The organism is Pseudomonas sp. AC112, assembly GCF_979253545.1.
Map to the genome: position 1 here is coordinate 6,428,951 of NZ_CEEDCM010000001.1, position 22,001 is coordinate 6,450,951.

Annotated in this window: 22 protein-coding genes; 8 read left to right on the top strand and 14 right to left on the bottom strand. The window is 63.6% G+C overall.

Annotation, left to right across the window (positions count from 1 at the left end; genetic code table 11):
- Positions 1 to 30: 30 nt before the first annotated feature.
- Positions 31 to 570, bottom strand: a complete 540-nt coding sequence (locus tag AC0IYN_RS29530; protein WP_457248427.1) for a cytochrome b — start codon at positions 568 to 570, stop codon at positions 31 to 33.
- Positions 567 to 1,649: a catalase family peroxidase gene (locus tag AC0IYN_RS29535; protein ID WP_471844573.1), complete on the bottom strand. Its 1,083-nt coding sequence runs from the start codon at positions 1,647 to 1,649 to the stop codon at positions 567 to 569. Before AC0IYN_RS29535 ends, AC0IYN_RS29530 begins: the two co-directional genes overlap by 4 nt.
- Positions 1,650 to 1,816: 167 nt before the next feature.
- On the opposite strand from AC0IYN_RS29535, the gene AC0IYN_RS29540 reads away from it, so the two are divergent.
- Together AC0IYN_RS29540 and AC0IYN_RS29545 are read left to right on the top strand one after the other, a co-directional pair.
- A complete protein-coding gene (locus tag AC0IYN_RS29540; protein ID WP_406598693.1) occupies positions 1,817 to 2,323 on the top strand; it encodes a sigma-70 family RNA polymerase sigma factor in 507 nt (168 codons plus the stop codon).
- Positions 2,320 to 3,057: an anti-sigma factor family protein gene (locus AC0IYN_RS29545; RefSeq protein ID WP_471844575.1), complete on the top strand. Its 738-nt coding sequence runs from the start codon at positions 2,320 to 2,322 to the stop codon at positions 3,055 to 3,057. Before AC0IYN_RS29540 ends, AC0IYN_RS29545 begins: the two co-directional genes overlap by 4 nt.
- Here AC0IYN_RS29545 and AC0IYN_RS29550 read toward each other — a convergent pair.
- From AC0IYN_RS29550 to AC0IYN_RS29580, 7 genes are all read right to left on the bottom strand, one after another.
- Positions 3,054 to 3,971 carry a Csu type fimbrial protein gene (locus AC0IYN_RS29550; protein WP_050587889.1) on the bottom strand — a complete coding sequence of 306 codons (918 nt, stop codon included), beginning with the start codon at positions 3,969 to 3,971 and terminating at the stop codon, positions 3,054 to 3,056. The two genes, AC0IYN_RS29545 and AC0IYN_RS29550, sit on opposite strands and share 4 nt — an antisense overlap.
- A gap of 50 nt (positions 3,972 to 4,021) precedes the next feature.
- Complete coding sequence (locus AC0IYN_RS29555; protein WP_471844852.1) at positions 4,022 to 6,379, bottom strand: fimbria/pilus outer membrane usher protein; 2,358 nt, start codon at positions 6,377 to 6,379, stop codon at positions 4,022 to 4,024.
- Positions 6,380 to 6,450: 71 nt separating this feature from the next.
- Complete coding sequence (locus AC0IYN_RS29560; RefSeq protein ID WP_471844578.1) at positions 6,451 to 7,239, bottom strand: fimbrial biogenesis chaperone; 789 nt, start codon at positions 7,237 to 7,239, stop codon at positions 6,451 to 6,453.
- A 25-nt stretch (positions 7,240 to 7,264) separates the two neighbouring features.
- A complete protein-coding gene (locus AC0IYN_RS29565; protein ID WP_406598689.1) occupies positions 7,265 to 7,753 on the bottom strand; it encodes a Csu type fimbrial protein in 489 nt (162 codons plus the stop codon).
- 2 nt (positions 7,754 to 7,755) lie between these two features.
- Positions 7,756 to 8,298, bottom strand: coding sequence for a Csu type fimbrial protein (locus tag AC0IYN_RS29570; protein ID WP_078049257.1), 543 nt, complete (start codon positions 8,296 to 8,298; stop codon positions 7,756 to 7,758).
- 18 nt (positions 8,299 to 8,316) lie between these two features.
- Positions 8,317 to 8,859, bottom strand: a complete 543-nt coding sequence (locus AC0IYN_RS29575; protein ID WP_471844580.1) for a Csu type fimbrial protein — start codon at positions 8,857 to 8,859, stop codon at positions 8,317 to 8,319.
- Positions 8,853 to 9,350, bottom strand: a complete 498-nt coding sequence (locus tag AC0IYN_RS29580; protein WP_428847465.1) for a Csu type fimbrial protein — start codon at positions 9,348 to 9,350, stop codon at positions 8,853 to 8,855. The genes AC0IYN_RS29575 and AC0IYN_RS29580 overlap by 7 nt, the downstream gene beginning before the upstream one ends.
- 215 nt (positions 9,351 to 9,565) lie before the next feature.
- On the opposite strand from AC0IYN_RS29580, the gene zapE reads away from it, so the two are divergent.
- Both zapE and AC0IYN_RS29590 read left to right on the top strand, forming a co-directional pair.
- The gene (gene zapE / locus AC0IYN_RS29585) at positions 9,566 to 10,660 is read left to right on the top strand and encodes a cell division protein ZapE (protein WP_471844582.1); all 1,095 of its coding nucleotides are present in this window, start codon (positions 9,566 to 9,568) and stop codon (positions 10,658 to 10,660) included.
- Between the two features lie 39 nt (positions 10,661 to 10,699).
- Positions 10,700 to 11,983, top strand: a complete 1,284-nt coding sequence (locus AC0IYN_RS29590; RefSeq protein ID WP_471844584.1) for a protein kinase — start codon at positions 10,700 to 10,702, stop codon at positions 11,981 to 11,983.
- An 88-nt stretch (positions 11,984 to 12,071) separates the two neighbouring features.
- Here the strand turns inward: AC0IYN_RS29590 and AC0IYN_RS29595 are convergent, their stop codons facing one another.
- Positions 12,072 to 12,779, bottom strand: coding sequence for a YebC/PmpR family DNA-binding transcriptional regulator (locus tag AC0IYN_RS29595; RefSeq protein WP_028616915.1), 708 nt, complete (start codon positions 12,777 to 12,779; stop codon positions 12,072 to 12,074).
- Positions 12,780 to 12,888: 109 nt separating this feature from the next.
- Positions 12,889 to 14,214: an MFS transporter gene (locus tag AC0IYN_RS29600; protein WP_471844586.1), complete on the bottom strand. Its 1,326-nt coding sequence runs from the start codon at positions 14,212 to 14,214 to the stop codon at positions 12,889 to 12,891.
- Positions 14,215 to 14,471: 257 nt separating this feature from the next.
- Between AC0IYN_RS29600 and AC0IYN_RS29605 the strand changes: the two genes are divergently transcribed.
- Positions 14,472 to 15,368 (top strand): LysR substrate-binding domain-containing protein, encoded by an 897-nt coding sequence (locus AC0IYN_RS29605; protein WP_078049262.1) that lies wholly within the window; start codon positions 14,472 to 14,474, stop codon positions 15,366 to 15,368.
- On the opposite strand, the gene AC0IYN_RS29610 is transcribed toward AC0IYN_RS29605, so the two are convergent.
- The gene (locus tag AC0IYN_RS29610; protein WP_406598684.1) at positions 15,338 to 16,198 is read right to left on the bottom strand and encodes a LysR substrate-binding domain-containing protein; all 861 of its coding nucleotides are present in this window, start codon (positions 16,196 to 16,198) and stop codon (positions 15,338 to 15,340) included. The two genes, AC0IYN_RS29605 and AC0IYN_RS29610, sit on opposite strands and share 31 nt — an antisense overlap.
- 113 nt (positions 16,199 to 16,311) lie before the next feature.
- Between AC0IYN_RS29610 and AC0IYN_RS29615 the strand changes: the two genes are divergently transcribed.
- From AC0IYN_RS29615 to AC0IYN_RS29625, 3 genes are all read left to right on the top strand, one after another.
- Positions 16,312 to 17,421 carry a 2-aminoethylphosphonate--pyruvate transaminase gene (locus AC0IYN_RS29615; RefSeq protein WP_471844589.1) on the top strand — a complete coding sequence of 370 codons (1,110 nt, stop codon included), beginning with the start codon at positions 16,312 to 16,314 and terminating at the stop codon, positions 17,419 to 17,421.
- A gap of 104 nt (positions 17,422 to 17,525) precedes the next feature.
- Positions 17,526 to 18,353 (top strand): phosphonoacetaldehyde hydrolase, encoded by an 828-nt coding sequence (gene phnX / locus AC0IYN_RS29620; protein ID WP_078049265.1) that lies wholly within the window; start codon positions 17,526 to 17,528, stop codon positions 18,351 to 18,353.
- Between the two features lie 114 nt (positions 18,354 to 18,467).
- A complete protein-coding gene (locus AC0IYN_RS29625; protein ID WP_406598681.1) occupies positions 18,468 to 19,025 on the top strand; it encodes a cytochrome b in 558 nt (185 codons plus the stop codon).
- Here the strand turns inward: AC0IYN_RS29625 and AC0IYN_RS29630 are convergent.
- Both AC0IYN_RS29630 and AC0IYN_RS29635 read right to left on the bottom strand, forming a co-directional pair.
- Positions 19,015 to 19,899, bottom strand: coding sequence for a 1-aminocyclopropane-1-carboxylate deaminase/D-cysteine desulfhydrase (locus AC0IYN_RS29630; protein WP_471844592.1), 885 nt, complete (start codon positions 19,897 to 19,899; stop codon positions 19,015 to 19,017). The two genes, AC0IYN_RS29625 and AC0IYN_RS29630, sit on opposite strands and share 11 nt — an antisense overlap.
- A gap of 57 nt (positions 19,900 to 19,956) precedes the next feature.
- Positions 19,957 to 21,996: an oxidoreductase gene (locus tag AC0IYN_RS29635; RefSeq protein WP_471844594.1), complete on the bottom strand. Its 2,040-nt coding sequence runs from the start codon at positions 21,994 to 21,996 to the stop codon at positions 19,957 to 19,959.
- Between the last annotated feature and the right edge of the window lie 5 nt (positions 21,997 to 22,001).

Here is a 22,001-nt window from a genome sequence, read left to right on the forward strand (position 1 = left end):
GCAGGAGCCGGCTTGCCGGCTCCTACATAATCAGCGTTTGCTGCCGGTCATGCTTTGCAATACGCCATCGCGCCGGATCAACCCATGGAACAACGCCGCCGCTAGGTGCAACAGCACCGTCAGGAACAACAAGTAGGCTAAGAACCCATGGGCCTTGCGCAACACCGCGAACAACGGCGCGTTCGCGCCCACCAGCGCTGGCAACTGCACCGAACTGCTGAGCATCACCGGGTCGCCCGCCGCTGAAATCATTGCCCAGCCCAGCAGCGGCAACACCAGCATCAAGGCATACAGCACCACATGGGAGGCCTTGGCCGCCACTACTTGCCACAGCGGCAAGTCAGCCGGCAACGGGGGTTGGCGCGTAGAGAAGCGCACCACCAACCGCACGATCACCAACGCCAGGATCGCGATCCCCAGCGGCTTGTGCAGGTGGATCAACCACTCATGCCGCTGCGACACAGAAGCCGCCAGGCCCGCGCCGATAAACAGCATGGCGATGACCATCAGCGCCATCAGCCAGTGCAACAGACGCGCTAGCGGCGCGAAGAACCGTGGTTGGGCATTCATGGCTTCGACTCCTGAGGGGCGCTGTGCAACGGGCTGACTTCACCGGCGCGGCGCAGGTACGAACTGGCATAGGCCGCCGAACGTGCTGCCAGCAAGGGGTCATTGGAGGCTTCGATGCCGCTGGGCAGAATCAGCGGGTCAAAGTTGATATCGCGGCAATCACCGTCCGCTTGCGGCTGGCTGCTTTGCACTACCAGGGTGCCGGCGTTGATCACCTTATGCTCGCCGGTCCAGGCCTTGCTCGCATCGTCCAGCGGGTCCCCAGGATTGGCCAGGGTCATGTTCAACTGCCAGCGCAACGGCCCAGTCGCCAGGCGCTGCACCAGGTCTTGTTCGAGGAAGTCACTCCCGGCCGGCGCAACATCGCCCGCCGCATCCTGAAGCTGCGGGACCACCCCCCAACGCACTGCCTGACGCTTGCCATCGGCACCCACCAGGTAAAACGCGTTGATACCGTTGTAGGTTTCGGTCGCATAACTGGCCGAGGGCTTGGCGGTCTTGACCCACGCCAGGAACGGCGCGGTCTCGGGATGAGCGGCAAAGAATGCCGGCATGCTCGCCGGGTTCGGTTTGCCAGTGGCCGGCTCCGGAGTACCGGCCTTGAGCATCTGGTAGAACGCTTCAGGCGTACCCACCGGGAACACCGGCATGCTGTTCATGCCCGTACGCCACTGCTGGCCGTTGGCCTGGGTGAATTGCACGGCAAAACTGCGGATCGGCACACTGCTGTCGGGCGCATAGGGGTTGCCGCTGGGCAAGGCAAACCGGCCGACCAGCGGAGTCTTGGCCTCGCTGAACACCTGGGCGCTGGAGTAGGCACGGGCCTCGGGGCTGCTCTCGAAATACCCCGCGACACACACACCCTTGGCATGGTTACGTCGGAAGCCGGGGTGCACGCCATTGTTGGTTTCCAGGGCATTGACCAGGGTTTTAGGGCGCAGGCGCTGTGGGTCGAGGGTGCCATTGACGTAGGCAAATGCCCCCGCCACAACCGCAACCACGGCACCGATACCCGCCAGGCGCGCGATCAGGCTCGCAGTGCTCAACGGGGGACGGGGCGGTGATGAGTGATCTACCATGAAGGAACTCCAGGGCCAAAGGCCTTAGGGGTGAACATAAGGTCGGAGCATTAAGACGAACGCCGGTCGGCTCTATTCCCTGGCCTGGTATTTATTTTCAAGCAAGGGGAATAACACTCAACGCCGCACGTCTTTCTAGTCCCAGCGTAGTGACCAGCCAGATTCCCATGCATGAACTCGACGAACAGTTACGTGAACTCATCCCCAGGCTGCGGCGCTTTGCCGTGTCCCTGACCCGTAACGCCAGCAGTGCGGACGATCTGGTGCAGTCGACCCTGGAACGGGGGATCATCAGTTGGGCCGATAAACGCGTCGAAGGCGACTTGCGCGCCTGGCTGTTTTCGATCCTCTACCGCCAGTTCCTCGATGCCCACCGCCGCACCCGACGCTATGCACGCATGCTGGAATTCTTTACCGGACGCGACGACGCGCAACCGTCGGTGGAACGTACCGTGATCGCTCAGTCGACCCTGCAAGCCTTCGATCAACTCAACACCGAGCAGCGCGCCTTGCTGCTATGGGTCTCGGTCGAAGGCTTGAGCTACAAGGAAGTCGCCGAGATTCTCGAAGTGCCCATCGGTACCGTGATGTCGCGCCTGTCGCGGGCGCGCCAAGCCCTGCGCCAACTCAGTGATGGCGAAATTGCCAGCCCTTCCCTGCGGATACTCAAATGATCAGCCTGCCCCCCAGCGAACGCGATTTGCATGCCTACGTCGATCACCAACTGCTGGAGAGTGATCGCCGTGTGCTTGAAACCTATCTGGCGGCCCACCCCGACATCGCGGCCCAGGTCCATGCCTGGCAGCACGACGCACAGTTGCTGCGCGCGGCGTTGGGCGGTGCCCTGCAACAGCCGCCCAACCCGGACCTGGACCCGGCATTGATTCGCCAGCGCATCAAGCGCCAGTCGCGCCGCCACTTCGCCTCGGCAGCCGTGCTACTGATCGCCGTCAGCCTTGGCGGTGTCGGTGGCTGGCACGCCCGTGAAGCCACCCAGCCCGCCCCATTGCCGATGGCCGATGCGATGCAGGCGTTCCGCTTGTTCGCCCAGGACGGCATCATGCCCGCCGATTATCAAGTTCAAGGGAGCGGCACAATGCAGGCCTGGCTCGATCGCTACTTCAACCAGGCCCATCGCTTGCCTGACTTGAGCGGTTCCGGGTTCACGCCGGTCAGCGGGCGCCTGCTCACCACCGAGCAAGGCGCGGCGGCCATGGTGCTGTACAAAGACCCACAAGGGCGGCGCATCAGTTTCTATATCCGGCCACCGGGACCGGAGAACGGTTTCCTGCCCCGTGGCAGCCGCAGTGCCGATGGCTTGCAGGCCCAATATTGGTCCGGTGCCGGCTACAACTATGCGGTGGTCAGCCCGGCAGACCAGCCCACTCCGGCGATGCTGGAGTTCTAGAAGCCCACGTCGAGTACCACGTTGTCGAGGTAGGTGCCGGCCGGCGGAGTGGTTTGATCGCTATAGATCCTGGCGTTGTAGTTGAACACCTGGCTGCCGGTGCCCAGGCCATTGCCGGGGTTGACCTCGGCGGTGGAGCTGTCGCGACGCGCCGCGCCCACACTGCCCCAACGGGTGGTGCCGGCGCTTTTGAAGATGTCGTAGGCCAGGTAGTTGCTGCCTGAGATCATCCGCCGCCGCCCGCCCGCGCTGACTGAATTCTGGCCGTCGCTCAGCCCTACGCTGTACGCACTGCCCTTGGTGCAGGAAATGCTCGCCTGCCCGGTCACCGTGGTGAAACCACTGATCACCGGGGCGCTGCCGAAACTGATATTGGGCGCGGTGATCTGGCAGTCATTGGTGACGGTCATGCTCACCGTCAAAGCGGCCGTGCCACTGCCGATGTCGCGGCCCAGGCAGACACCGCCAATGCCAATCCCCGAGCAGTAGTTCCAGTTCCAGGCAATGTTCAAGGTCTCGGTGTACAAGCCTGCGGCGACGTTGCTGCCGGTGATGCTGCTCACGTACAGCGGCACGGTTTTCGAGCCAGGCCCCGCGATCAACCCGATGCTCTGGGCAATGCCCCCCGCCCCGCCAAAATCGAATTGCGCCCCACGGGTTATCGGAAAGCTGGTGCTGTTGTTGGCGTAGATCGTATAGCCGATGACGTCACCGGTAGGCCCGACCATGCCGGTCTTGGAGGAGGTGATCGTCGCGTAGAAATGGTCGGAAGACACCAGCAGCGAGATCAATGCCGAGGTGCAGCTCAACCCTGAGTTGGCTGTCGACGTGGCCTGCGCCGCCGTGCGTACCGTCATCGAGCTGATCGACCCGAAGCTCGCCGGCAGCGTGGTCACCACCGAACACGCTGCCATGGCCTGGCCCGAGAACACTACGCCTACGACAGACAGCCACCCCAGCCCCCTCATTGGCACACCAACGGCCCGATCAGCGGCACGCCTTGTTGCTGCTCGTCCATATCGAATCGCGCCTGGCACGTACGCCCTTCACCCAACGTGACCTGCAAGGTGTTATGCGCCGAGAGGTTTTCCAGGTACACCAGGCCATCCCAGCCGACCACCGCCTGCTGGTTGCTCTGCTCGTGCACCACCAGGCTGCCCAGGGGCAGTTCCTGATGCTGGGTGTCCACCAGGGTGACGCTGGCCGCGAGCACCCGGCGCAGCGGGAACTCCAGCAGGTAGCCACTGCCACGGCGCACCGACACACGCTGCTCCACATTCGGGCTCTGCACGTTGAGCGGCAGGTTCAGCGGATCGATTTCATATTTGGCGCGGTAGTACGCGCTGCTCCACGGCACCAGCAGGTGGCCGTTGCGGTCGGTTTCGCCCACCAGCTGGTTCTCGTAGCGCACCGGGATCCCGGCGAAACCCTGGGTACTCACCACCACAAAGGCATCATTGATCCGGTTGGCGGCAAAGGTGTCGCCGCCCATCCACACCAGCGAGCCGCTGGCATCCGCCCAGCGGGTCTCGGCATCGCTGCTGCCGTACACGCCGGCCTGCAACTGCACCGACTGCAAGCGCCAGGTCAGGTCGGCCTGCCGGTACGCCGCGCCATCGCCCTGGGCATAACCGAGGTTGTAGCCCACCCCGCCCTCGCTCGGCACCGCGCTGCTGTAATTGAGGCGCTGGCGACTGGCGCCGTCCTTGCTGCGCTCGGTGCTCAAGGCCAGACTGCCGTTGAGATCGAACGGAATCACCCACTGCGCCTGCATCGCCCAATTGCTGTCGCCGATCTCGCGGTTGGCCGACAGGTAGAAACTGGTGTTGCGCCACAGCGGTTTGCTCCAGCTCAGGTTGAGCAGGCGCGTGCGCGAATCGTCCGCCGCCTGCACGTCGAAATAACCCATGCCCAGGCTGCCGAAGCGCTCGAGGTTGAGGCTCAGCGTCACCTGTTCGCTGCGCTTGCTGAGGCTGGCGTAAGGGGTGTCGACCAGGGTCAGGTCGGCGTATTCGTCGCGTCGCTCGACCCGTTGGTACGAGAGGCTGTAGCGCGTGCTGTTGTACTGATACCCCAGGCTCAGTTGCTGGCCGGTGCGCCCTTCGAACTGGCTTTGGCTGACAGCCGTATTGAGCACGCCGAAGTTGCCCAGCCGCAGGTTGCCGCCCAGGCCGCCCTGGGTCAGGTCACTGGAGGCCTCGGCATGGCTCTCCAGGGTCAGGTTGTCGGAATAACCATAACGAAAAGTGCCGCTGGCCACGCCGGGGCCATAGGCGAAATCCTTCAAGGTGTATTCCCGACGCAAGGAACCGGCGGCCACCGAGAAGTCCGTCAGGCCTTGTTGCAACAACGTGCTGGTCACGTAGAACGGTACGGTGGTCGACACCTGGCGACCCAGGGCGTCGGTCGTCACCACCACCGCTTCGCCGGCGCCGTTGATAAACGGCACGTTGGTCAGGGTGTACGGCCCCGGTTGCAGCAGCGCGCTGTCAGATTTGTAGCCGTTGATAAACAGGTCCACCGACGACGGCACCGCGGCCTCACCGGCAAATTGCGGCAGGGGGTATGTCACCAGATCCGGGCGCACCGCGAAGTCTCGCGAGAACTGCACGCCGCCCAGGCGCACCGAACTGCTCCAGGGCAAGGCGCCACTGATCACGTCACCGGCTTCGTAGGTCAGCAGCCGCTCATCGTCGGAGAACCGCCAGGTAGTGTCGTAGCGCCGGTAGCCGTTGTTGAACGTACTGCTGCTGACGCCATCGGCCAAGGTCTGGCGGTACTGACCGGTATTGGACAAGGTGCCCCAGTTGTCGAACAGCCGCACTTCGTTCCAGGCGGCGAGGTAGCTGCCACCTTCGTCGGTGTCGTTGAAATACAGGTCATAGTTGAGCAAGGCGCCGAAGCTGCTCATCGCCTGGGTGCGCGGGTAAGTGTTGCGGTTGCCGATAAATTGTTCCTTCAGCCACGACGGCGGCACATCCAGCAGCAGGCGCTGGCCGTTGCTGTCGTAATCGCTGTGCAGGCCGGGGATCTTGTCCAGCGCCACGTTGCCGCTCAATTCGCCGGGCAGCTTCATGCCCACGTCCTGCAGTGCGCTGGCCGGCACATAGAGTTGCCCGGCCCGCTGATCGACCGCGATGACGCGGCCGGTGTCCATCTGGTTGACCACCAGCTCCAGAAACAACTGTGCATCGGCGACAGCCTCCATACTGCTCGGGGGCGGTGGCAGGTCGCCAGCCACGCCCGGAAGCGCAATCATTGCGCCGCCCAGCCCGCCTACCACCGACAGCCATAGACTGCGAGCCCGACCACGACTCACCATGGCGTTGTGTCCTTCAATGGACATCTCCATCCGTTTAAAACCCGGGGCCTCCCAGCCCCGCTACGCTGCCGTTACCGCTTCGGCGCAAGGCTCTCCATCTGTTGCGCACCGTTGATCCTGACCTGCAACGGCTGGTCGGCCGACAGCCCGTCCGGCACCGGCCAGCGCATGGTCGCGCCGGGCAATACATAGCCCAGCAGGCCGTCCACCAGAGGCCGGGTCTGCCCACCCTGTTTGAACGAAGCATCGGTGAGGCGCGCATGTACGGCGCCCTGGTTGCGCACTTCGAGGTATTGGCGCCCCGCCACCGTGACTTTCTGCCAGCTCAAGTCCGGTTTGCCGGCGCCCTTGGGATCGCGCTGGCGCGTGCTGTCTTCCTTGCTCCACAGGCCTGCGCCGTAGGCAAACAGCGGCACCGAATAACGCATCTGAAAGCGGATCGCCGCTGCGGTGTTCTTGCCTTCCGGCGGCGTGGGCACCTGCAAGGGTGAAGGGATTTCATCGATGATGATGCGGTAGGCCAACTCTTGCCCCGGTGGTACTTCACGGGTGCGGGTCAGGCGTACCAGTTGCTTTTGCCCCGGCTCGATTCGCGCCACGGGCGGGCTGCCGATCACATCGCGCTGGTTCTGGTACTGCTCGTCAAAGCCGCTCTGGCTCCAGGCGAACACACGAATCTGCAGGCTTGCAGTCTCGGTCCCGCGGTTCTCCAGCCACAGTGCACTGGCCTGTTGATCGGCCTCCAGCACCGGGTCGATAGGCCAGATCAGCACCGAGCTGGCCGCCTGCACAAGCCCCGCCGAGCACACCGCACTCAAGGCAATACCCGCGGCCCACAGCCGCCGGGAAGGTGAACGCATAACCCCACTCCTTATACCGATAGCCTTACCACGTCAGCTGCACCTGCAGCGTGTCGCTGTATGTCCCCCCAGGCTGATTGCCCGGCAATTGCACCCGCCCGTAGATCGGCAGGCTGATGTTGTTCGCATCGCTGTAGGCCACGTTGACGCTCTGGCCGATCCCCAGGCTCTGGCTGAACGCCGCATCCCGAAACAACTGGTAAGCCACCCGCGCGCTACCACTGTTGAGCTGCAAATTGCGCCCGGTGCTGCTGTGCTGCCCGCCGTCGACGCTCATGCTCAGCGTCACCCCCGGCGTGCATTGCAAGGTGACGCCCCCCGTCAGCGCAGCCGTGACCGTGCCTGTCGCCAGCGCCGAGTAGCTGCCGTAAGTCAGCGCACCGTAATTGGCGCCGCCGCCCACGATCAGGCAGCCGGGGGTAATGGTCGCGCTCACCTGGAAGCTCTGGCTGGTCACCGCCGACAACGGCAGCGGCACTGCCAGCCCACAGGCCATCAAGGCTCTGAGCCACATCGCTAGAACGTCAGTTCCACGGCCACGGTGTCGGTGTAGGTGCCTGCCGGCAGCCCCGCCTTGCCCACCGCCCGACCGTAGAGGTTGACGGTCTGCGCCACGCCGGTACTGGTGGCGAGGGTAATCACGCCGTCGATCGCCAGCAGCGCGGAGTGGCCGCTGTCGGTATAGAAGTCGTAGGGCACGAAGTTGCCCGCACCGTCGGCCAATGCGCGGCTGCCTCCCGGGGATGCGCCGTCATGAGCACCGGCGCGCACCTTGACTGCTGGCGTGGTGCCACTAGAGCACAGGATCGACAACGCCCCACCGGTGCCGGTACCGCCCAGCAACTGGGCATCGGCGTTGGTGAACAGGCTGTTGGTGGTACCAAAATTCAAGGAACCGAAGTTCAGGCCGGTGGCCGCCCCGGAGCCGTTGACCTGGCAACTGGCAATCAACGTCAGGCTGGAGGTGATCTGCCCCGTCACCGTGGTTGCCGCGTTGAGGCTGGAGGCCATCGCCAGGCCCAGCGCACAGACGCCTAATCGCGAAACAAGTACATGCATGGTTTTCATCCTCTTGAGTTACCAGTCCAGTGTCACCGTCAACGTGTCGGTGTAGATCCCTGCCGGTAAGGCACTGGTATTTGCCACCACGGAGCCAAACACCGGGATCGGTATCTGGGTGCCCTTGGCCACGACAAAATTGCGTTGCTGCCCGATGCTGTAGGTGCTGTGCCCCTGCGGGTCGGCGGACAGTCGATAAGGAATCATCTGGCGCCCATTGCTCAGGCGCCGGGTGGTGCCGTCGCCGTTGGTGCCACCGTCGATGGTCACGGTGAAGCTCGAGACCGAGGGGTTGCACGACACCGCCAACGGCGCCTTGTCGCCATCGGTGATGCCGGCGCCCAACGGGTTGCTCCAGGTCGGGCCCTGGCTGCCGAAGTCGAGCATCGCCGTGCCGCCCGTGGGGCTGACCGGCGCACTCTCGACGCCTTTGCTCACCTCACAACTGGCGGTGATCACCAGCCGCGCCTGGATAAACCCGCTGGCGACAGCCGCCTGCGCGTCTTCGGCCAGCAACAGCAGGCCGCCCATGGCCACCAGGGCCAGGCAGCGGCTTACCATGTCACCGTCACCTTGAGCAGGTCGGTGTAGCGGCCGACGGCGGGGATGTCCTTGAGCGGCTCGATGCGCCCGTAGAGCGGCAGGTCGACGAACCCGGCGTCCGGCACCCGGCCGCTGAGCGGCACATCGACCGGCAACGGCACGCGCCGCGCGGCGTCGGCATAGATGCGATAGGGTATGGGTTTGGTCGATGGGGTAGCGCTGAGGTAGCGCACTTCGCCGGTGCCGCCATGCAGGCCGCCATCGACGCGTACCTGGTACGGCGTGTCGGGGTTGCACTCCAGGCGCGGCTGGCGCTGGCTGATCAACGCCGCACTCAGGGGCCCGGCCGGGTCATCCAGACGCGGGCCGCTGCCGAAATCCAATACGCCAAGTTGCTCGATGCCAGCACTGCGGGTGGTCCCCACCAGCTGGCAGCCCCGCTGCACGTCGATACGCACCTCCACCTGGAGTTGTGCACCGTAAGCCGTGTTGCAGAGCATCGCGCCCATGACTGCCAATACTGCTCGTCCCTTCACTGCCCCAAATCCTTGTACAGGGGTGACTGCTGTGTAGGAGGTTAGTCACTCAGCGAGAAACTGCCAGTCTGGACAGGATTACCTGTGTGACATGCTTTTTCGAGATAGCTGGCAGCGCCCTTCTCTATTGGTCAAAACGCGGCGAGCGCCCTAAAGTGAGCGACCACTGAAATACAGAGTGACTTGCATTGGCCGCGCTTTCCCTGATCCGTCGCCTGCTCGGCAACAAGCCCGACACCCTCGACGCCTCACCCATCCCCGCCTTCTTTCAGCAAAAGGCCGAGCAACAGGGTTACACCCTGAGCACCGGTCAAACCCGCGCCATTACCGCCCTGGCCCGGGAAACCCAGCACCTGCTGGCCGGCCAGCCCGCCCGCAGCCTGTACCTGCACGGACCGGTGGGACGCGGCAAAAGCTGGTTGCTGGACGGGTTTTTCCAGGCGTTGCCGATCGCCGAGAAGCAGCGCGTGCACTTCCATGACTTTTTCGCCCACCTGCATCGCGGCATGTTCACGCACCGTGCGCAGGACGATGCCCTGGCCGTGACCCTCGATGAACAGTTGGCAGACTGCCGGGTGCTGTGTTTCGACGAATTCCACGTCCACGATATCGGCGATGCCATGCTGATTACGCGGTTGTTCAAGGCCCTGTTCGAGCGCGGTGTGCTGGTGCTGGTGACCTCCAACTATGCACCGCAAGGGCTGCTGCCCAACCCCCTGTACCACGAGCGCTTCAAGCCGGTGATCGACCTGATCGATGCGCGCATGGAGGTGCTGGAAGTCAGCTCGCCCCAAGACTTTCGCAGCCTGCCCCAAGCCCAAAGCGCGCAACGTTTCACCTGCGGTCAGTACCTGTGGCCGGGCACCCCGAGCCAGCGGGCGGCGCTCGACCTACCCGCTGCGGACTGCCCGCCCCACCCCCTGGCCGTCGGCCACCGAACGTTGATGTGTCGCCGCCATGAAGGGCGCAGCGTCGCCTTCACCTTCAACGACCTGTGCGAACAACTGACGGCGGTGATGGACTACCTGCTGCTATGCCAGGACTACGACCACTGGATCATCGACGGCCTGCCCCGACTGGCGGACTGCCCGATTGCCGTGCAGCAGCGTTTTATCAACCTGGTGGACGTGCTCTACGACCGCGACAAGCACCTGGTACTGATCGGCGAATTACCGCTCGACGTTGCCTTGAGCGGCCAAGCCATCGACCTGGCGCGCACTGCCAGCCGTCTCGTACAATTGCAGCAGGCCAACGCGCAACACGCGCCCGACCCGGTATCATGAGCGCCATTTACGCCATCTCGCCGAGTGACCGCGCCGTTCATGAATACCCTCGCCCAACTCAAGGCCGGCCAATTGGCCGGCATCACGCGCCTGGACCTGTCCTGCGGACTCACCGAATTCCCCCGGGAAATTTTCGAGCTGGCCGACTCCCTGGAAATCCTCAACCTCAGCGGCAATGCCTTGAGCAGCCTGCCGGACGACCTGTACCGCCTGCCGCACCTGCGCGTGCTGTTCTGCTCGGACAACCTCTTCACCGAGCTGCCAGCCGGCCTGGGCCAATGCGCCAAGCTGAGCATGATCGGCTTCAAGGCCAACCAGATCAGTCACGTGCCCGCCACCGCCCTGCCGCCGCTGTTGCGCTGGCTGATCCTGACCGATAACCGCATCAGTCAATTGCCGAGCGAACTGGGTGAACGGCCTCTGCTGCAGAAACTGATGCTGGCCGGCAACCAACTGGGCCACCTGCCGGAAAGCCTGGCCGACTGCCACAACCTTGAGTTGCTGCGCATCGCCTCCAACCGCTTTACACGTTTGCCAGCGTGGCTGCTGGCGTTGCCCAGCCTGACGTGGCTGGCGTATGCCGGCAACCCGGTGGAAATGGCAGTGGAGGTGGCGGGCGATGACGCCACGCCAGATATTCCCTGGCCCGAATTGGAACTGGCCGAAGTCCTCGGCGAAGGCGCTTCCGGTGTCATCCGCAAAGCGCTGTGGAAACCGTCAGGCAGACCTGTCGCCGTCAAGCTGTATAAAGGCAGCATCACCAGCGACGGCTCGCCGCTGCACGAAATGCAGGCCTGCATTGCTGCTGGACTGCACCCCAACCTGATCAAGGTCGAGGGCCGCCTGGTCGGCCACCCTGACGACCAGGCCGCGTTGGTGATGGACCTGATCGACCCGAGCTACCGCAACCTCGCAGCCCTGCCGAGCCTGGCCTCGTGCACCCGCGACATCTACGAAACGGGCACTCGCTTCAGCCTGGCGGTGGCGCTGCGCATCGCACGCGGGATCGCTTCGGTGGGCGCGCACCTGCACCGGCACGGCATCACCCATGGTGACCTGTACGGCCACAATATCCTGTGGAATGAAGCGGGCGATTGTCTGCTGGGGGATTTTGGCGCAGCGTCGTTTCATGCGATGGCGAACACGGTGGAAACCAGGGCGTTGCAGCGCATAGAAGTGCGGGCGTTCGGGATTTTGCTGGGGGAACTGCTGGAGCGGGTTGAAGGACAGGTGAGCAGTGAATTAGTCGAGCTGCAAAAAAGATGCTGTCAGCGCGATGTGCTGGCACGGCCGAGCTTCAACGAAATAACACACATCCTGTAGGAGCCGGGCTTGCCGGCGATGGCGTCCTTGAAACCACCATCGCCGGCAACCCAACTCCTACAAGGCATTGTCAGTCAGCACGTAAGCGTCAGCCAGCCAACCCGACAAACATATCCTGCACGTCATCGTGGTTGTCCAGGCCTTCGAGGAAGGCTTCAACCTCAGCCATCTGCTCATCGCTCAAACCGCTCACCGGGTTCTTCGAGAGATAGCCCAGCTTGGCCGAGAGCACGGTGAAACCCTGCTCCGGCAAGGCTTTCTGCACGGCGTCGAGGTCGGTGGTCTCGGTGATGAACAGGGTGGTGCCCTCTTCTTCACCGTCTTCGAAATCCTGGGCACCGGCTTCGATGGCGGCCATTTCCGGATCGGCGTCCGGGCTGTCCGGCGAGGCTTCGATCAGGCCGACGTGGTTGAAGTCCCAGGCCACGGAGCCGGAAGCACCGAGTTGGCCCTTGCGGAACGCCACGCGGATTTCCGCCACGGTACGGTTGATGTTGTCGGTCACGCACTCGACGATCAGCGGCACCTGGTGCGGGGCGAACCCTTCATAGGTCACGCGGTGGTATTGCACGGTTTCGCCGAGCAGACCGGCGCCTTTCTTGATGGCGCGGTCCAGGGTTTCCTTGGGCATCGAGGCTTTCTTGGCCTGTTCCACGACCAGACGCAGGTGAGCGTTGGTGGAGGTGTCCGCGCCGTTGCGGGCGGCGATGGTGATTTCTTTCACCAGCTTGCCGAAGATCTTGCCCTTGGCATTGGCTGCCGCTTCTTTATGTTTGACTTTCCACTGTGCGCCCATGACTCACTCTCTTTTCGTCCATCGCGCCGAAACGTCTACTGGCCGGCGCTTTGGGGGCAGAGTTTATAGCGCAAAAACACTCTAATCCACCAAAAAACCGGCCAGGCCTTCAGGTGCGCAGGGGTTTGATCGCCCCACTGCGGTCCGGCACGAAGTCGCCCGCCTGGGCCAGTACCGCCGGTCTGGCGTTCCAGTAAGGCATCAGCACCAGGGCGGAAAACAATGCGGCGCCGGCAAACACAATAAAGACCGTCACGGTGTCAAAGTAACCCGGCAACAAGCCGCCGAGGATCGCGCCGACCGAACCACAGCCGTTGACGAAGCCAGCCGCCGTGGCGCCCGCCTTGGCGGTACCGAAGTCGATCGCGGCGGTGCTGCTGATCATCGAGTCCGGCCCGTACAGGGTCAGGCCCATCACGAACAGCAAGGCCATCACCAGCATCACGCTGCCGGTGTGCAACGCGCCCATGAACAACGCCAGGGCCACGGTCAGCGCCAGCAGGCTCAGCACACAGGCGGGCATGCGCCGGGCACCGAACAGTTTGTCGGAGGCCAGGCCGATCATGATCGGCCCAAGCAGCCCGGCCAGCTCGAACGCCGTGGGCACAATCGCCGCCCCGACCTTGCCCACCGATGGCATTTGCTCATAGACGATCACCGGGCCCCACAACAGGATCGCGTAGCGCGCCGGTTTCAGCAGGAAATACGCCAGCCCCAGGGTCAGCACCGTGCGGTTGCGCAGGATGGCGCGCAGCGGCTCCAGCACGCTGATGCGTTTTTCGGCGGCAGCCTGCTCTGCGGTCAAGACGGGCTCTGGCTCTACCGCGGGCAAGCCCACATCCTGTGGTGTGTTGCGCTGGAAGATGAAGAACAGTACCGCCACCACGCCCACCACCGCCGCGCTAGAGATAAACGCTGCGTGCCAACTGCCGACCAACGTGTAGGCCCACCACCCGGCGAAGGGCGACGCCACCAGCCCACCAAACGCGTAGCACGAACTCCACAAACCCAATACCCGCCCGCGCTGCTGCGCCGGGAAGAAGCTACCGAGGTTCTTGCAGAGCCCTGACCAACCGGTGGACTGCGCCAGCCCCTGGATCAACATGCAGGTGACAAAGATCGGCAAGGTCGCAAACGTGCCCATCACCAACGCGGCCGCTGCCGAAATCAGCAAGCCGCCCAGCACCACCACCCGTGGCCCGAAGCGGTCGGCCAACATGCCCCAGGTGAATTGCCCCACGGCGTACGCCGCCAGGTAAAGGCCATCGAGGTTGGCCATCATCATTTTGTCGAGGGGGAAACTCGGGTCGTCACCGATCCCCAGCTTTGCAACGGAAAATGCTTTGCGCGTGAAATAGAAGGCGGCGTAGGCCAGCCAGGTGATGGCAAAAATCTGCACGCGCCAACGCTTGATGCTACCCATAGGGATATTCATGGTGGTTCTGACCTCAGGTGTGAGTGTGCCGGCAGAATCGAAAACAAATGCCTGTTTTTTTATTGTTGAGCACTGCAACGCCTGGCCTTGTAGGGCGCGGCATTGGTCAGATGAGCCCTGTTTGCCAGGACCCATGGTCACCGCAGTTGTAGGACTCAACCTACGGCGACTGGGGCGTATCAAAGCAACGGCTGACTAATAGGTAAAATCGATTTATCGTATTTCAAATATAAGCTCAGCTTGTAAGAGGATCTGCGATGTCGGTTTCCCACGCCCAACTCAAAGCCTTTCATGCCGTGGCACTCCACGGCAGTTTCACCCAGGCCGCCGAGCGCCTGTTCCTCACCCAACCGGCGATTTCCGACCAGGTTCGCAAGCTCGAAGAACGCTTTGGCGTGCTGCTGTTTCATCGCAATAAACGCTCAGTGCGCCTGACCGACCTGGGCGAGCGGCTGCTGGCCATCACCCAGCGCCTGTTTGTGATCGAGGCCGAAGCCGAAGAGTTGCTGCAAGACTCTCGCGCCTTGCAGACCGGCACCCTCACCCTGGCGGTGGATGCTCCCGTGCACTTGCTCCCGCAGATCGCACGTTTCTGCCAACGCTACCCAGGGATCAGCGTGAAGATCGAAACCGGTAACACCGACGAATCGCTGTTTCGCCTGTACAACTACCAGGCCGACCTGGCCCTGCTGGGGCGCGACGTCGACGACGAACGCCTGCTGTCTCTGCCCTTGCCCGACGGCCAGTTGCTGGCCTTTGTCGCACGCAACCACCCCTGGGCCGGACGAGCATCCATCTGCCTCGCGGACCTCGACGACACGCCGCTGGTATTGCGCGAAATCGGCTCCGTGACCCGTCAGACCCTGGAACAAGAGATGAACCAGGCCGGGCTGCGCATTCGCCCGGCGATCCAGGTCGAAGGCCGTGAAGCGGCGCGCGAAGCGGTGGTGGTGGGGATTGGGGTAGGTGTGGTCTCGGCGGCGGAGTTCGGCGCCGACTCACGGGTGTACGCCATGCCGATCCGCGATTGCAGCCAACGGATGAAAGAGACCCTGGTGTGCCTCAAGGAACAGAGTTCACGCCGGGTGGTGGCGACCTTTCTCGACATCGTGCGCGACAGCCTTCAACCCGGCGCCAGCTCAAAGAACGCCTGAATCAAGCGAAGCGACCGGCGCCGCTCCATGCAACCGAGCATATGCCGGTTTACCAGGCCCTCCCCCTGGATCGGCACCGCCCGCACCCGGGGGTCCTGGCTGACCTCCATGGACGACACCACGCCAACGCCCAACTCGGCCGCAACGGCCTCGGTCACCGCCTCACGGCTGTCCAGCTCCAGCAACACCTTGGGTTGCACGCCGGTGGCGGCACAGGCGTCGTCGAAGGTGCGCCGGGTGATCGAGCTGGGTTCTCGCAGCACCATGATCACCGCATCCAATTGCGCCAGGCGAATCCCCTTGGGCTGCAGCGTCCAAGGGTGCGCGGCCGGCACCAACGCGCAGATCCGCGACTCGCTCAACGGTTGCAGGTGCAGGCCATTGCGCGGCTCCACTTCCGTGAGCACCGCCACGTCCGCATGCTCGGACAACAACGCCGCCAGGGTTTCCTGGGCGTTGCCCAAGCGCAGGTTGACGGTGATGCCTGGGTAACGTGCGCGCAGGCTGGCGATCATCGGCATGACCAGGTGCGGCCCGTCCGCCGCGACTTCCAGGCGCCCGGTGAGCAACTGGCGGTTGGCCTCCAACAAGGTCTGTGCTTCGTCCACCAGGCCGAAGATCGCCCGGGTGATTGCCGCCAGGCGTGCGCCCTCTTCCGTCAACTCGACCCGTCGCGCGGTGCGGCGCAGCAGCGGGATTTGGTAGTACTCCTCCAGTGCCTTGATGTGCCCGGTCACCGCCGGCTGGCTGATGAACAGCCGCGCGGCGGCACGGGTAAAACTGCCCTCACGGGCCACGGCATCGAATGCACGCAATTGGAACAGGTTCATAGCTATCGGCCTCACTGATAGCTCGCATAACAACAAACAATTTGATTGATAACAAGCCAAACTGCAATTTAAGCGCCGTAGCTTCAACCCCCGATGCCTTGCGAGGACTTGAGATGACCACTGCCGCGCCCATCCTGCTGACCCCCGGCCCCCTGACCACTTCCCACCGCACCCGCCAGGCCATGATGGTGGATTGGGGTTCATGGGATGACCGTTTCAACCAGCTCACTGCCAGCGTGTGCGAGCAATTGCTGGCGATCCTTCACGGCGAGGGCAGCCACCACTGTGTGCCCCTGCAAGGCAGCGGCACCTTCGCGGTGGAAGCGGCCATTGGCACCCTGGTCCCGCGTGACGGCAAGGTACTGGTGCTGATCAACGGCGCCTACGGCAAGCGCCTGGCGAAAATCTGCGAAGTCCTGGGCCGCGATTTCAGCACCTTTGAAACCGCCGAGGACGAACCCACCACCGCCGCCGATGTGGACCGCCTGCTGCAAGCCGACAGGGCCATCACCCACGTGGCGCTGATCCACTGCGAAACCAGTACCGGCATTCTCAACCCTCTGCCGGACATCGCCCAGGTGGTTAAAAACCACGGTAAACGCCTGATCATCGACGCCATGAGTTCCTTCGGCGCACTGCCCATCGACGCCCGCGAAGTGCCGTTCGACGCGCTGATCGCTGCCTCCGGCAAATGCCTGGAAGGCGTGCCGGGCATGGGCTTCGTCTTTGCCGACAAACAGGCGCTGGCCGCCGCCCGGGGCAACTGCCACTCCTTGGCGATGGACCTGTTCGACCAGCACAGCTACATGGCCAAGACCGGCCAATGGCGCTTCACGCCGCCGACCCACGTGGTGGCGGCCCTGCACGAGGCGCTGCTGCAATACCAGGAAGAAGGCGGCTTGCCCGCGCGTCATAAACGCTACGCCAGCAACTGCCAGGCGTTGCTCGATGGCATGGGTGAACTGGGCCTGCGCAGCTTCCTGCCAGCAGATATCCAGGCCCCGATTATCGTCACCTTCCACGCGCCCAAAGACCCGCGCTACCAATTCAAGGACTTCTACGAACGGGTCAAGGCCAAGGGGTTCATCTTGTACCCGGGCAAGTTGACCCAAGTGGAAACCTTCCGCGTGGGCTGCATCGGCCATGTCGACGCGGCAGGGATGCGGGCGGCGGTCAAGGCGATAGCCGACGTGCTGCAAGAAATGGAAGTACTCGAGATTTGACACCCCCGCGTAGGCGCTGGCTTGCCGGCGATGGCGTCCTGGAGATCGCTATCGCCGGCAAGCCGGCTCCTACAGTGCCCCTATGAGCCACAGGATTTTTAACCATGAACTATCAAAACCCCAACACCCTCCAGGCCGTCATCCTCGACTGGGCCGGCACCGTGGTCGACTTCGGCTCGTTTGCCCCCACGCAAATCTTTGTCGAGGCCTTCGCCGAGTTCGACGTGCAAGTGTCTATCGAAGAAGCCCGTGGCCCGATGGGCATGGGCAAGTGGGACCATATCCGTACCCTCTGCGATCAACCGCAAGTCGCCGAACGCTACCGCAAGGCCTTCGGCCGCACGCCCACCGACGATGACGTGACCGCCATCTACCAGCGCTTCATGCCGTTGCAGATCGAGAAAATCGCCGAACACTCAGCCCTGATTCCTGGCGCCCTCGACGTCATCGCCCGGCTGCGCGTGCAAGGCATCAAGATCGGCTCGTGCTCCGGCTACCCCAAGCAAGTGATGGACAAGGTCGTCGCCCTGGCCGCCACTAATGGCTATATCGCCGACCACGTGGTCGCCACCGACGAAGTACCCAACGGTCGCCCATGGCCTGCCCAGGCCCTGGCCAACGTGATCGCGCTGGGCATCGATGACGTGGCGGCGTGCGTGAAGGTCGATGACACGGTGCCGGGCATTCTCGAAGGGCGCCGTGCCGGGATGTGGACCGTGGCGTTGACATGCTCCGGCAATGCCCTGGGCCTGACGTATGAACAGTTCCGCGCCCTGGACAGCACCACCCTGGACCGCGAGCGCAAGCGTATCGAGGCCATGTTCGAAGGCTCGCGCCCGCATTACCTGATCGACACCCTCAACGACCTGCCCGCTGTCATCACCGACATCAATGCGCGCCTGGCCCGTGGGGAAATGCCGCAAAGCCACTGATAGAGGTCAACACAACGGCACTTACGCCAGGCAAAGCGCTCAAAACCGGCATACAGTTAAAGGACTCCATCGCCAAAGAATGGAGGTTTGCCCTGATGAGTGAGGAACCCAGCAATGCCGTGGAAAAACTCCGATACGCGCTACAGCACCATGTCGATCGCGCTGCACTGGTTGATGGTGGTGCTGCTGGCGGTGGTCTACGCCTGCATTGAGTTACGCGGCCAGTTCCCCAAAGGCAGCGGTGCGCGCACGTTGATCGTCGAGATGCACTTTATGTTTGGCCTCACCGTGTTTGTGCTGGTGTGGCTGCGTTTGTTCGCACGCAGCCTGGGGGTGGCACCGAAGATCGTACCGGCGCCGCCGCAATGGCAGCGCCTGTTGGCGACCCTGATGCACTTCGCACTCTACGCGTTGATGATCGGCATGCCGATTGCCGGTTGGCTGATCGTCAGTGCCGAGGGCCATTCGGTAATGTTCTACGGCATGGAGCTGCCGCCGTTGATCGGTGAGAACAAGGACCTGGCCAAGCAGATCGAAGGCTGGCATGTGTGGTTCGGCAAGGTCGGTTACTGGCTGATCGGGCTGCATGCACTGGCTGGGATTGCCCACCATTACATCCTGCGGGACAACACGGCGTTGCGCATGATGCCGGGCAAGCGCGCTAACCCGTGAAGCCCCGGTTGCCCTGCAGGCCGCCGGTGTGGACGAACACCAGGCGAGTACCAGGTGCGAAGCGCCCGGCCTCGATCTGCATCTTCAAGGCCAGTAACGCCTTGCCGGTGTAGAGCGGCTCCAGGGGCAAGCCACAAGCCTGTTGCGTGGCGTCGATGAAGTCGAGCAGCACCGGGTCGACTTTGGCGAAGCCACCTCGGCTGGCGTCCAGCAGCTCATAGCCGCCCTGCACGAGGGCGTCGACGTTCTGTGCCACGCCGTGGTCATCCGGCACCGCCATGGCGCCGTACACCGGGTGCGCGCCCGCCTCTGCCAGCGCCAGGCCCGCCAGCGTGGTACCCGTGCCGGCGGCCAGCCACCAGACGTCGTAATCCGCCCAGCCCAGTGCGGGCAACTGCGCGCGAGCCTGTTGTACCAGCACACCACAGCCAACCGCACCGGCGAGCCCGCCACCGCCTTCGGGCACGGGGTGCAGGTCGGGATACTGCTCGCGCCAAGGCAGCCAGAAACCCGGTTCATGCCGCGCACGATAACCGCCATAGCCCAGCCAATGCAGTTGCATGCCAAAGGCTTTCAAGTCGAGGACGGTGGGGGTGTCTTGCGCATGCCCGCGCAACAAGCCCACGGTAGGGAAACCGAAGCGCTTGCCGGCGGCAGCCAACGCGTGCAGATGGTTGGAGTAAGCGCCGCCCAGGCTGATGAGCCCACGCGCGGTTTGCGCCTGCGCCAAGTGCCCGGTGAGCTTGAACCACTTGTTGCCGCTGATCAGCGGGTCGATGCGATCCAGGCGCAGCACGGCCAACTCGACGCCGTTCAGCCATTCCAGCTGCAAAGGCTCAAGCGGTGCGTGGGGAAGCCAATCGAAGGGACCCATCGGGAGGGATCTGCATGAAAAACGGGGCGGTAGTCTAACACCGCCCCGTCCGGGGGCTTACAGCTCGGCCGCGAGACGCGAGCCTTGGTTGATCGCGCGCTTGGCGTCCAGCTCGGCCGCCACATCGGCGCCGCCGATCAGGTGCACGTTCTGGCCGGCCGCGACCAGGCCGTCCTGCAGTTCGCGCAGCGGGTCCTGGCCGGCGCAGATGATGATGTTGTCCACCGCCAGCACCTGGGGCTCGCCCTCGGCGCCAATGCGGATATGCAGGCCCTCATCATCGATCTTCAGGTACTCGACGCTGTTGAGCATCTGCACCTGCTTGTTCTTCAGGCCGGTACGGTGGATCCAGCCGGTGGTCTTGCCCAGGCCATCGCCGACTTTGGAGGTCTTGCGCTGCAACAGGAACACTTCACGCGCCGGTGCATGGGGTTTCGGCTTGATCCCAGCCACACCGCCACGGGCTTGCAACTGGGTGTCGATCCCCCACTCCTTCCAGAACGCTTCGCGGTCCAGGCTGGTGGACACGCCCTGGTGCACAAGGAATTCCGACACGTCAAAACCGATACCGCCCGCGCCAATTACCGCGACGCGCTTGCCGACGGGTTTACGCGCCAGGATCACGTCCAGGTAGCTCAGCACCTTGGCATTGTCGATCCCTGGAATCGCCGGGGTGCGCGGGGCAATGCCGGTGGCCAGGATGATCTCGTCATAGCCGCCTGCCGCCAACTGCGCCACGTCGACGCGGGTGTTGAGGCACAGCTCCACGTGGGTGGTCTGCAATTTGCGCTTGAAGTAGCGCAGGGTTTCGAAGAACTCCTCTTTGCCCGGCACACGCTTGGCGATATTGAACTGACCACCGATCTCGCTGGCCGAATCGAACAGCGTCACCTGGTGGCCGCGCTCCGCCGCCACCGTGGCCGCCGCCAGACCGGCAGGGCCGGCGCCGACCACGGCGATCTTCTTGATGTGCTGGACCGGCAGGTAGTTAAGCTCAGTCTCGTAGCAGGCCCGCGGGTTGACCAGGCAGGTGGTCAGCTTGCCGCCGAAGGTGTGGTCCAGGCAGGCCTGGTTGCAGCCGATGCAGGTGTTGATCTCATCGGCACGGCCGGCGGCGGCCTTGTTGACGAACTCCGGGTCTGCCAGGAACGGACGCGCCATCGAGACCATGTCGGCATCGCCTTCGGCCAGGATCTGCTCGGCGATTTCCGGGGTATTGATGCGGTTGGTGGTGATCAGCGGAATCTGCACCGCACCGCGCAACTTGGCGGTGACTTTGCTGAACGCGCCGCGTGGGACCTTGGTGGCGATGGTCGGGATGCGCGCTTCGTGCCAGCCGATACCGGTGTTGATGATGGTCGCACCGGCGCCTTCGATGGCCTTGGCCAACTGCACGATTTCTTCCCAGGTGCTGCCGCCTTCCACCAGGTCGAGCATCGACAGGCGGAAGATGATGATGAAATTCGGGCCCACGGCGTCACGCACGCGGCGCACGATTTCCACCGCCAGGCGCATACGGTTTTCGTAGCTGCCGCCCCAACGGTCGGTGCGATGGTTGGTGTGAGCCGCGAGGAACTGGTTAATGAAGTAGCCTTCGGACCCCATGATTTCCACGCCGTCATACTCGGCGACCTGGGCCAGCAGCGAGCAGGTGACAAAATCCTGGATCTGCTTTTCGATGCCCTCTTCGTCCAGTTCCTTGGGCTTGAACGGGTTGATCGGCGCTTGAATCGCACTGGGCGCAACCTGCTTGGGGCTGTAGGCATAACGGCCGGCATGAAGAATCTGCATGCAGATCTTGCCGCCCGCCTCGTGTACCGCCTGGGTGACGATCTTGTGCTTCTGCGCTTCTTCGTCGGTGGTCAGCTTGGCGGCGCCTGCATACACGCCGCCCTCGTCATTGGGGCCAATACCGCCAGTCACCATCAAGCCAACGCCACCACGGGCGCGCTCGGCAAAATAGGCCGCCATGCGTTCGAAACCGCCGGGCTTTTCTTCCAGGCCGGTGTGCATCGAGCCCATCAGGGTGCGGTTGCGCAAGGTGGTAAAACCCAGGTCCAACGGGGCCAGCAGGTGCGGGTAGGCAACAGCGGTCATGGTCA

Coding starts and splice junctions, on each gene's coding strand:
- AC0IYN_RS29540 (WP_406598693.1), top strand. CDS start 1,817: ATGCATGAACTCGACGAACAGTTACGTGAACTCATCCCCAGGCTGCGG.
- AC0IYN_RS29610 (WP_406598684.1), bottom strand. CDS start 16,198: ATGAACCTGTTCCAATTGCGTGCATTCGATGCCGTGGCCCGTGAGGGC.
- phnX (WP_078049265.1), top strand. CDS start 17,526: ATGAACTATCAAAACCCCAACACCCTCCAGGCCGTCATCCTCGACTGG.
- AC0IYN_RS29565 (WP_406598689.1), bottom strand. CDS start 7,753: ATGTGGCTCAGAGCCTTGATGGCCTGTGGGCTGGCAGTGCCGCTGCCG.
- AC0IYN_RS29560 (WP_471844578.1), bottom strand. CDS start 7,239: ATGCGTTCACCTTCCCGGCGGCTGTGGGCCGCGGGTATTGCCTTGAGT.
- AC0IYN_RS29600 (WP_471844586.1), bottom strand. CDS start 14,214: ATGAATATCCCTATGGGTAGCATCAAGCGTTGGCGCGTGCAGATTTTT.
- AC0IYN_RS29545 (WP_471844575.1), top strand. CDS start 2,320: ATGATCAGCCTGCCCCCCAGCGAACGCGATTTGCATGCCTACGTCGAT.
- AC0IYN_RS29595 (WP_028616915.1), bottom strand. CDS start 12,779: ATGGGCGCACAGTGGAAAGTCAAACATAAAGAAGCGGCAGCCAATGCC.
- AC0IYN_RS29615 (WP_471844589.1), top strand. CDS start 16,312: ATGACCACTGCCGCGCCCATCCTGCTGACCCCCGGCCCCCTGACCACT.
- AC0IYN_RS29530 (WP_457248427.1), bottom strand. CDS start 570: ATGAATGCCCAACCACGGTTCTTCGCGCCGCTAGCGCGTCTGTTGCAC.
- AC0IYN_RS29555 (WP_471844852.1), bottom strand. CDS start 6,379: ATGGTGAGTCGTGGTCGGGCTCGCAGTCTATGGCTGTCGGTGGTAGGC.
- AC0IYN_RS29570 (WP_078049257.1), bottom strand. CDS start 8,298: ATGCATGTACTTGTTTCGCGATTAGGCGTCTGTGCGCTGGGCCTGGCG.
- AC0IYN_RS29550 (WP_050587889.1), bottom strand. CDS start 3,971: ATGGCAGCGTGTTCGGTGGTGACCACGCTGCCGGCGAGCTTCGGGTCG.
- AC0IYN_RS29625 (WP_406598681.1), top strand. CDS start 18,468: ATGCCGTGGAAAAACTCCGATACGCGCTACAGCACCATGTCGATCGCG.
- AC0IYN_RS29575 (WP_471844580.1), bottom strand. CDS start 8,859: ATGGTAAGCCGCTGCCTGGCCCTGGTGGCCATGGGCGGCCTGCTGTTG.
- AC0IYN_RS29635 (WP_471844594.1), bottom strand. CDS start 21,996: ATGACCGCTGTTGCCTACCCGCACCTGCTGGCCCCGTTGGACCTGGGT.
- AC0IYN_RS29630 (WP_471844592.1), bottom strand. CDS start 19,899: ATGGGTCCCTTCGATTGGCTTCCCCACGCACCGCTTGAGCCTTTGCAG.
- AC0IYN_RS29590 (WP_471844584.1), top strand. CDS start 10,700: ATGAATACCCTCGCCCAACTCAAGGCCGGCCAATTGGCCGGCATCACG.
- AC0IYN_RS29580 (WP_428847465.1), bottom strand. CDS start 9,350: ATGGGCGCGATGCTCTGCAACACGGCTTACGGTGCACAACTCCAGGTG.
- AC0IYN_RS29535 (WP_471844573.1), bottom strand. CDS start 1,649: ATGGTAGATCACTCATCACCGCCCCGTCCCCCGTTGAGCACTGCGAGC.
- AC0IYN_RS29605 (WP_078049262.1), top strand. CDS start 14,472: ATGTCGGTTTCCCACGCCCAACTCAAAGCCTTTCATGCCGTGGCACTC.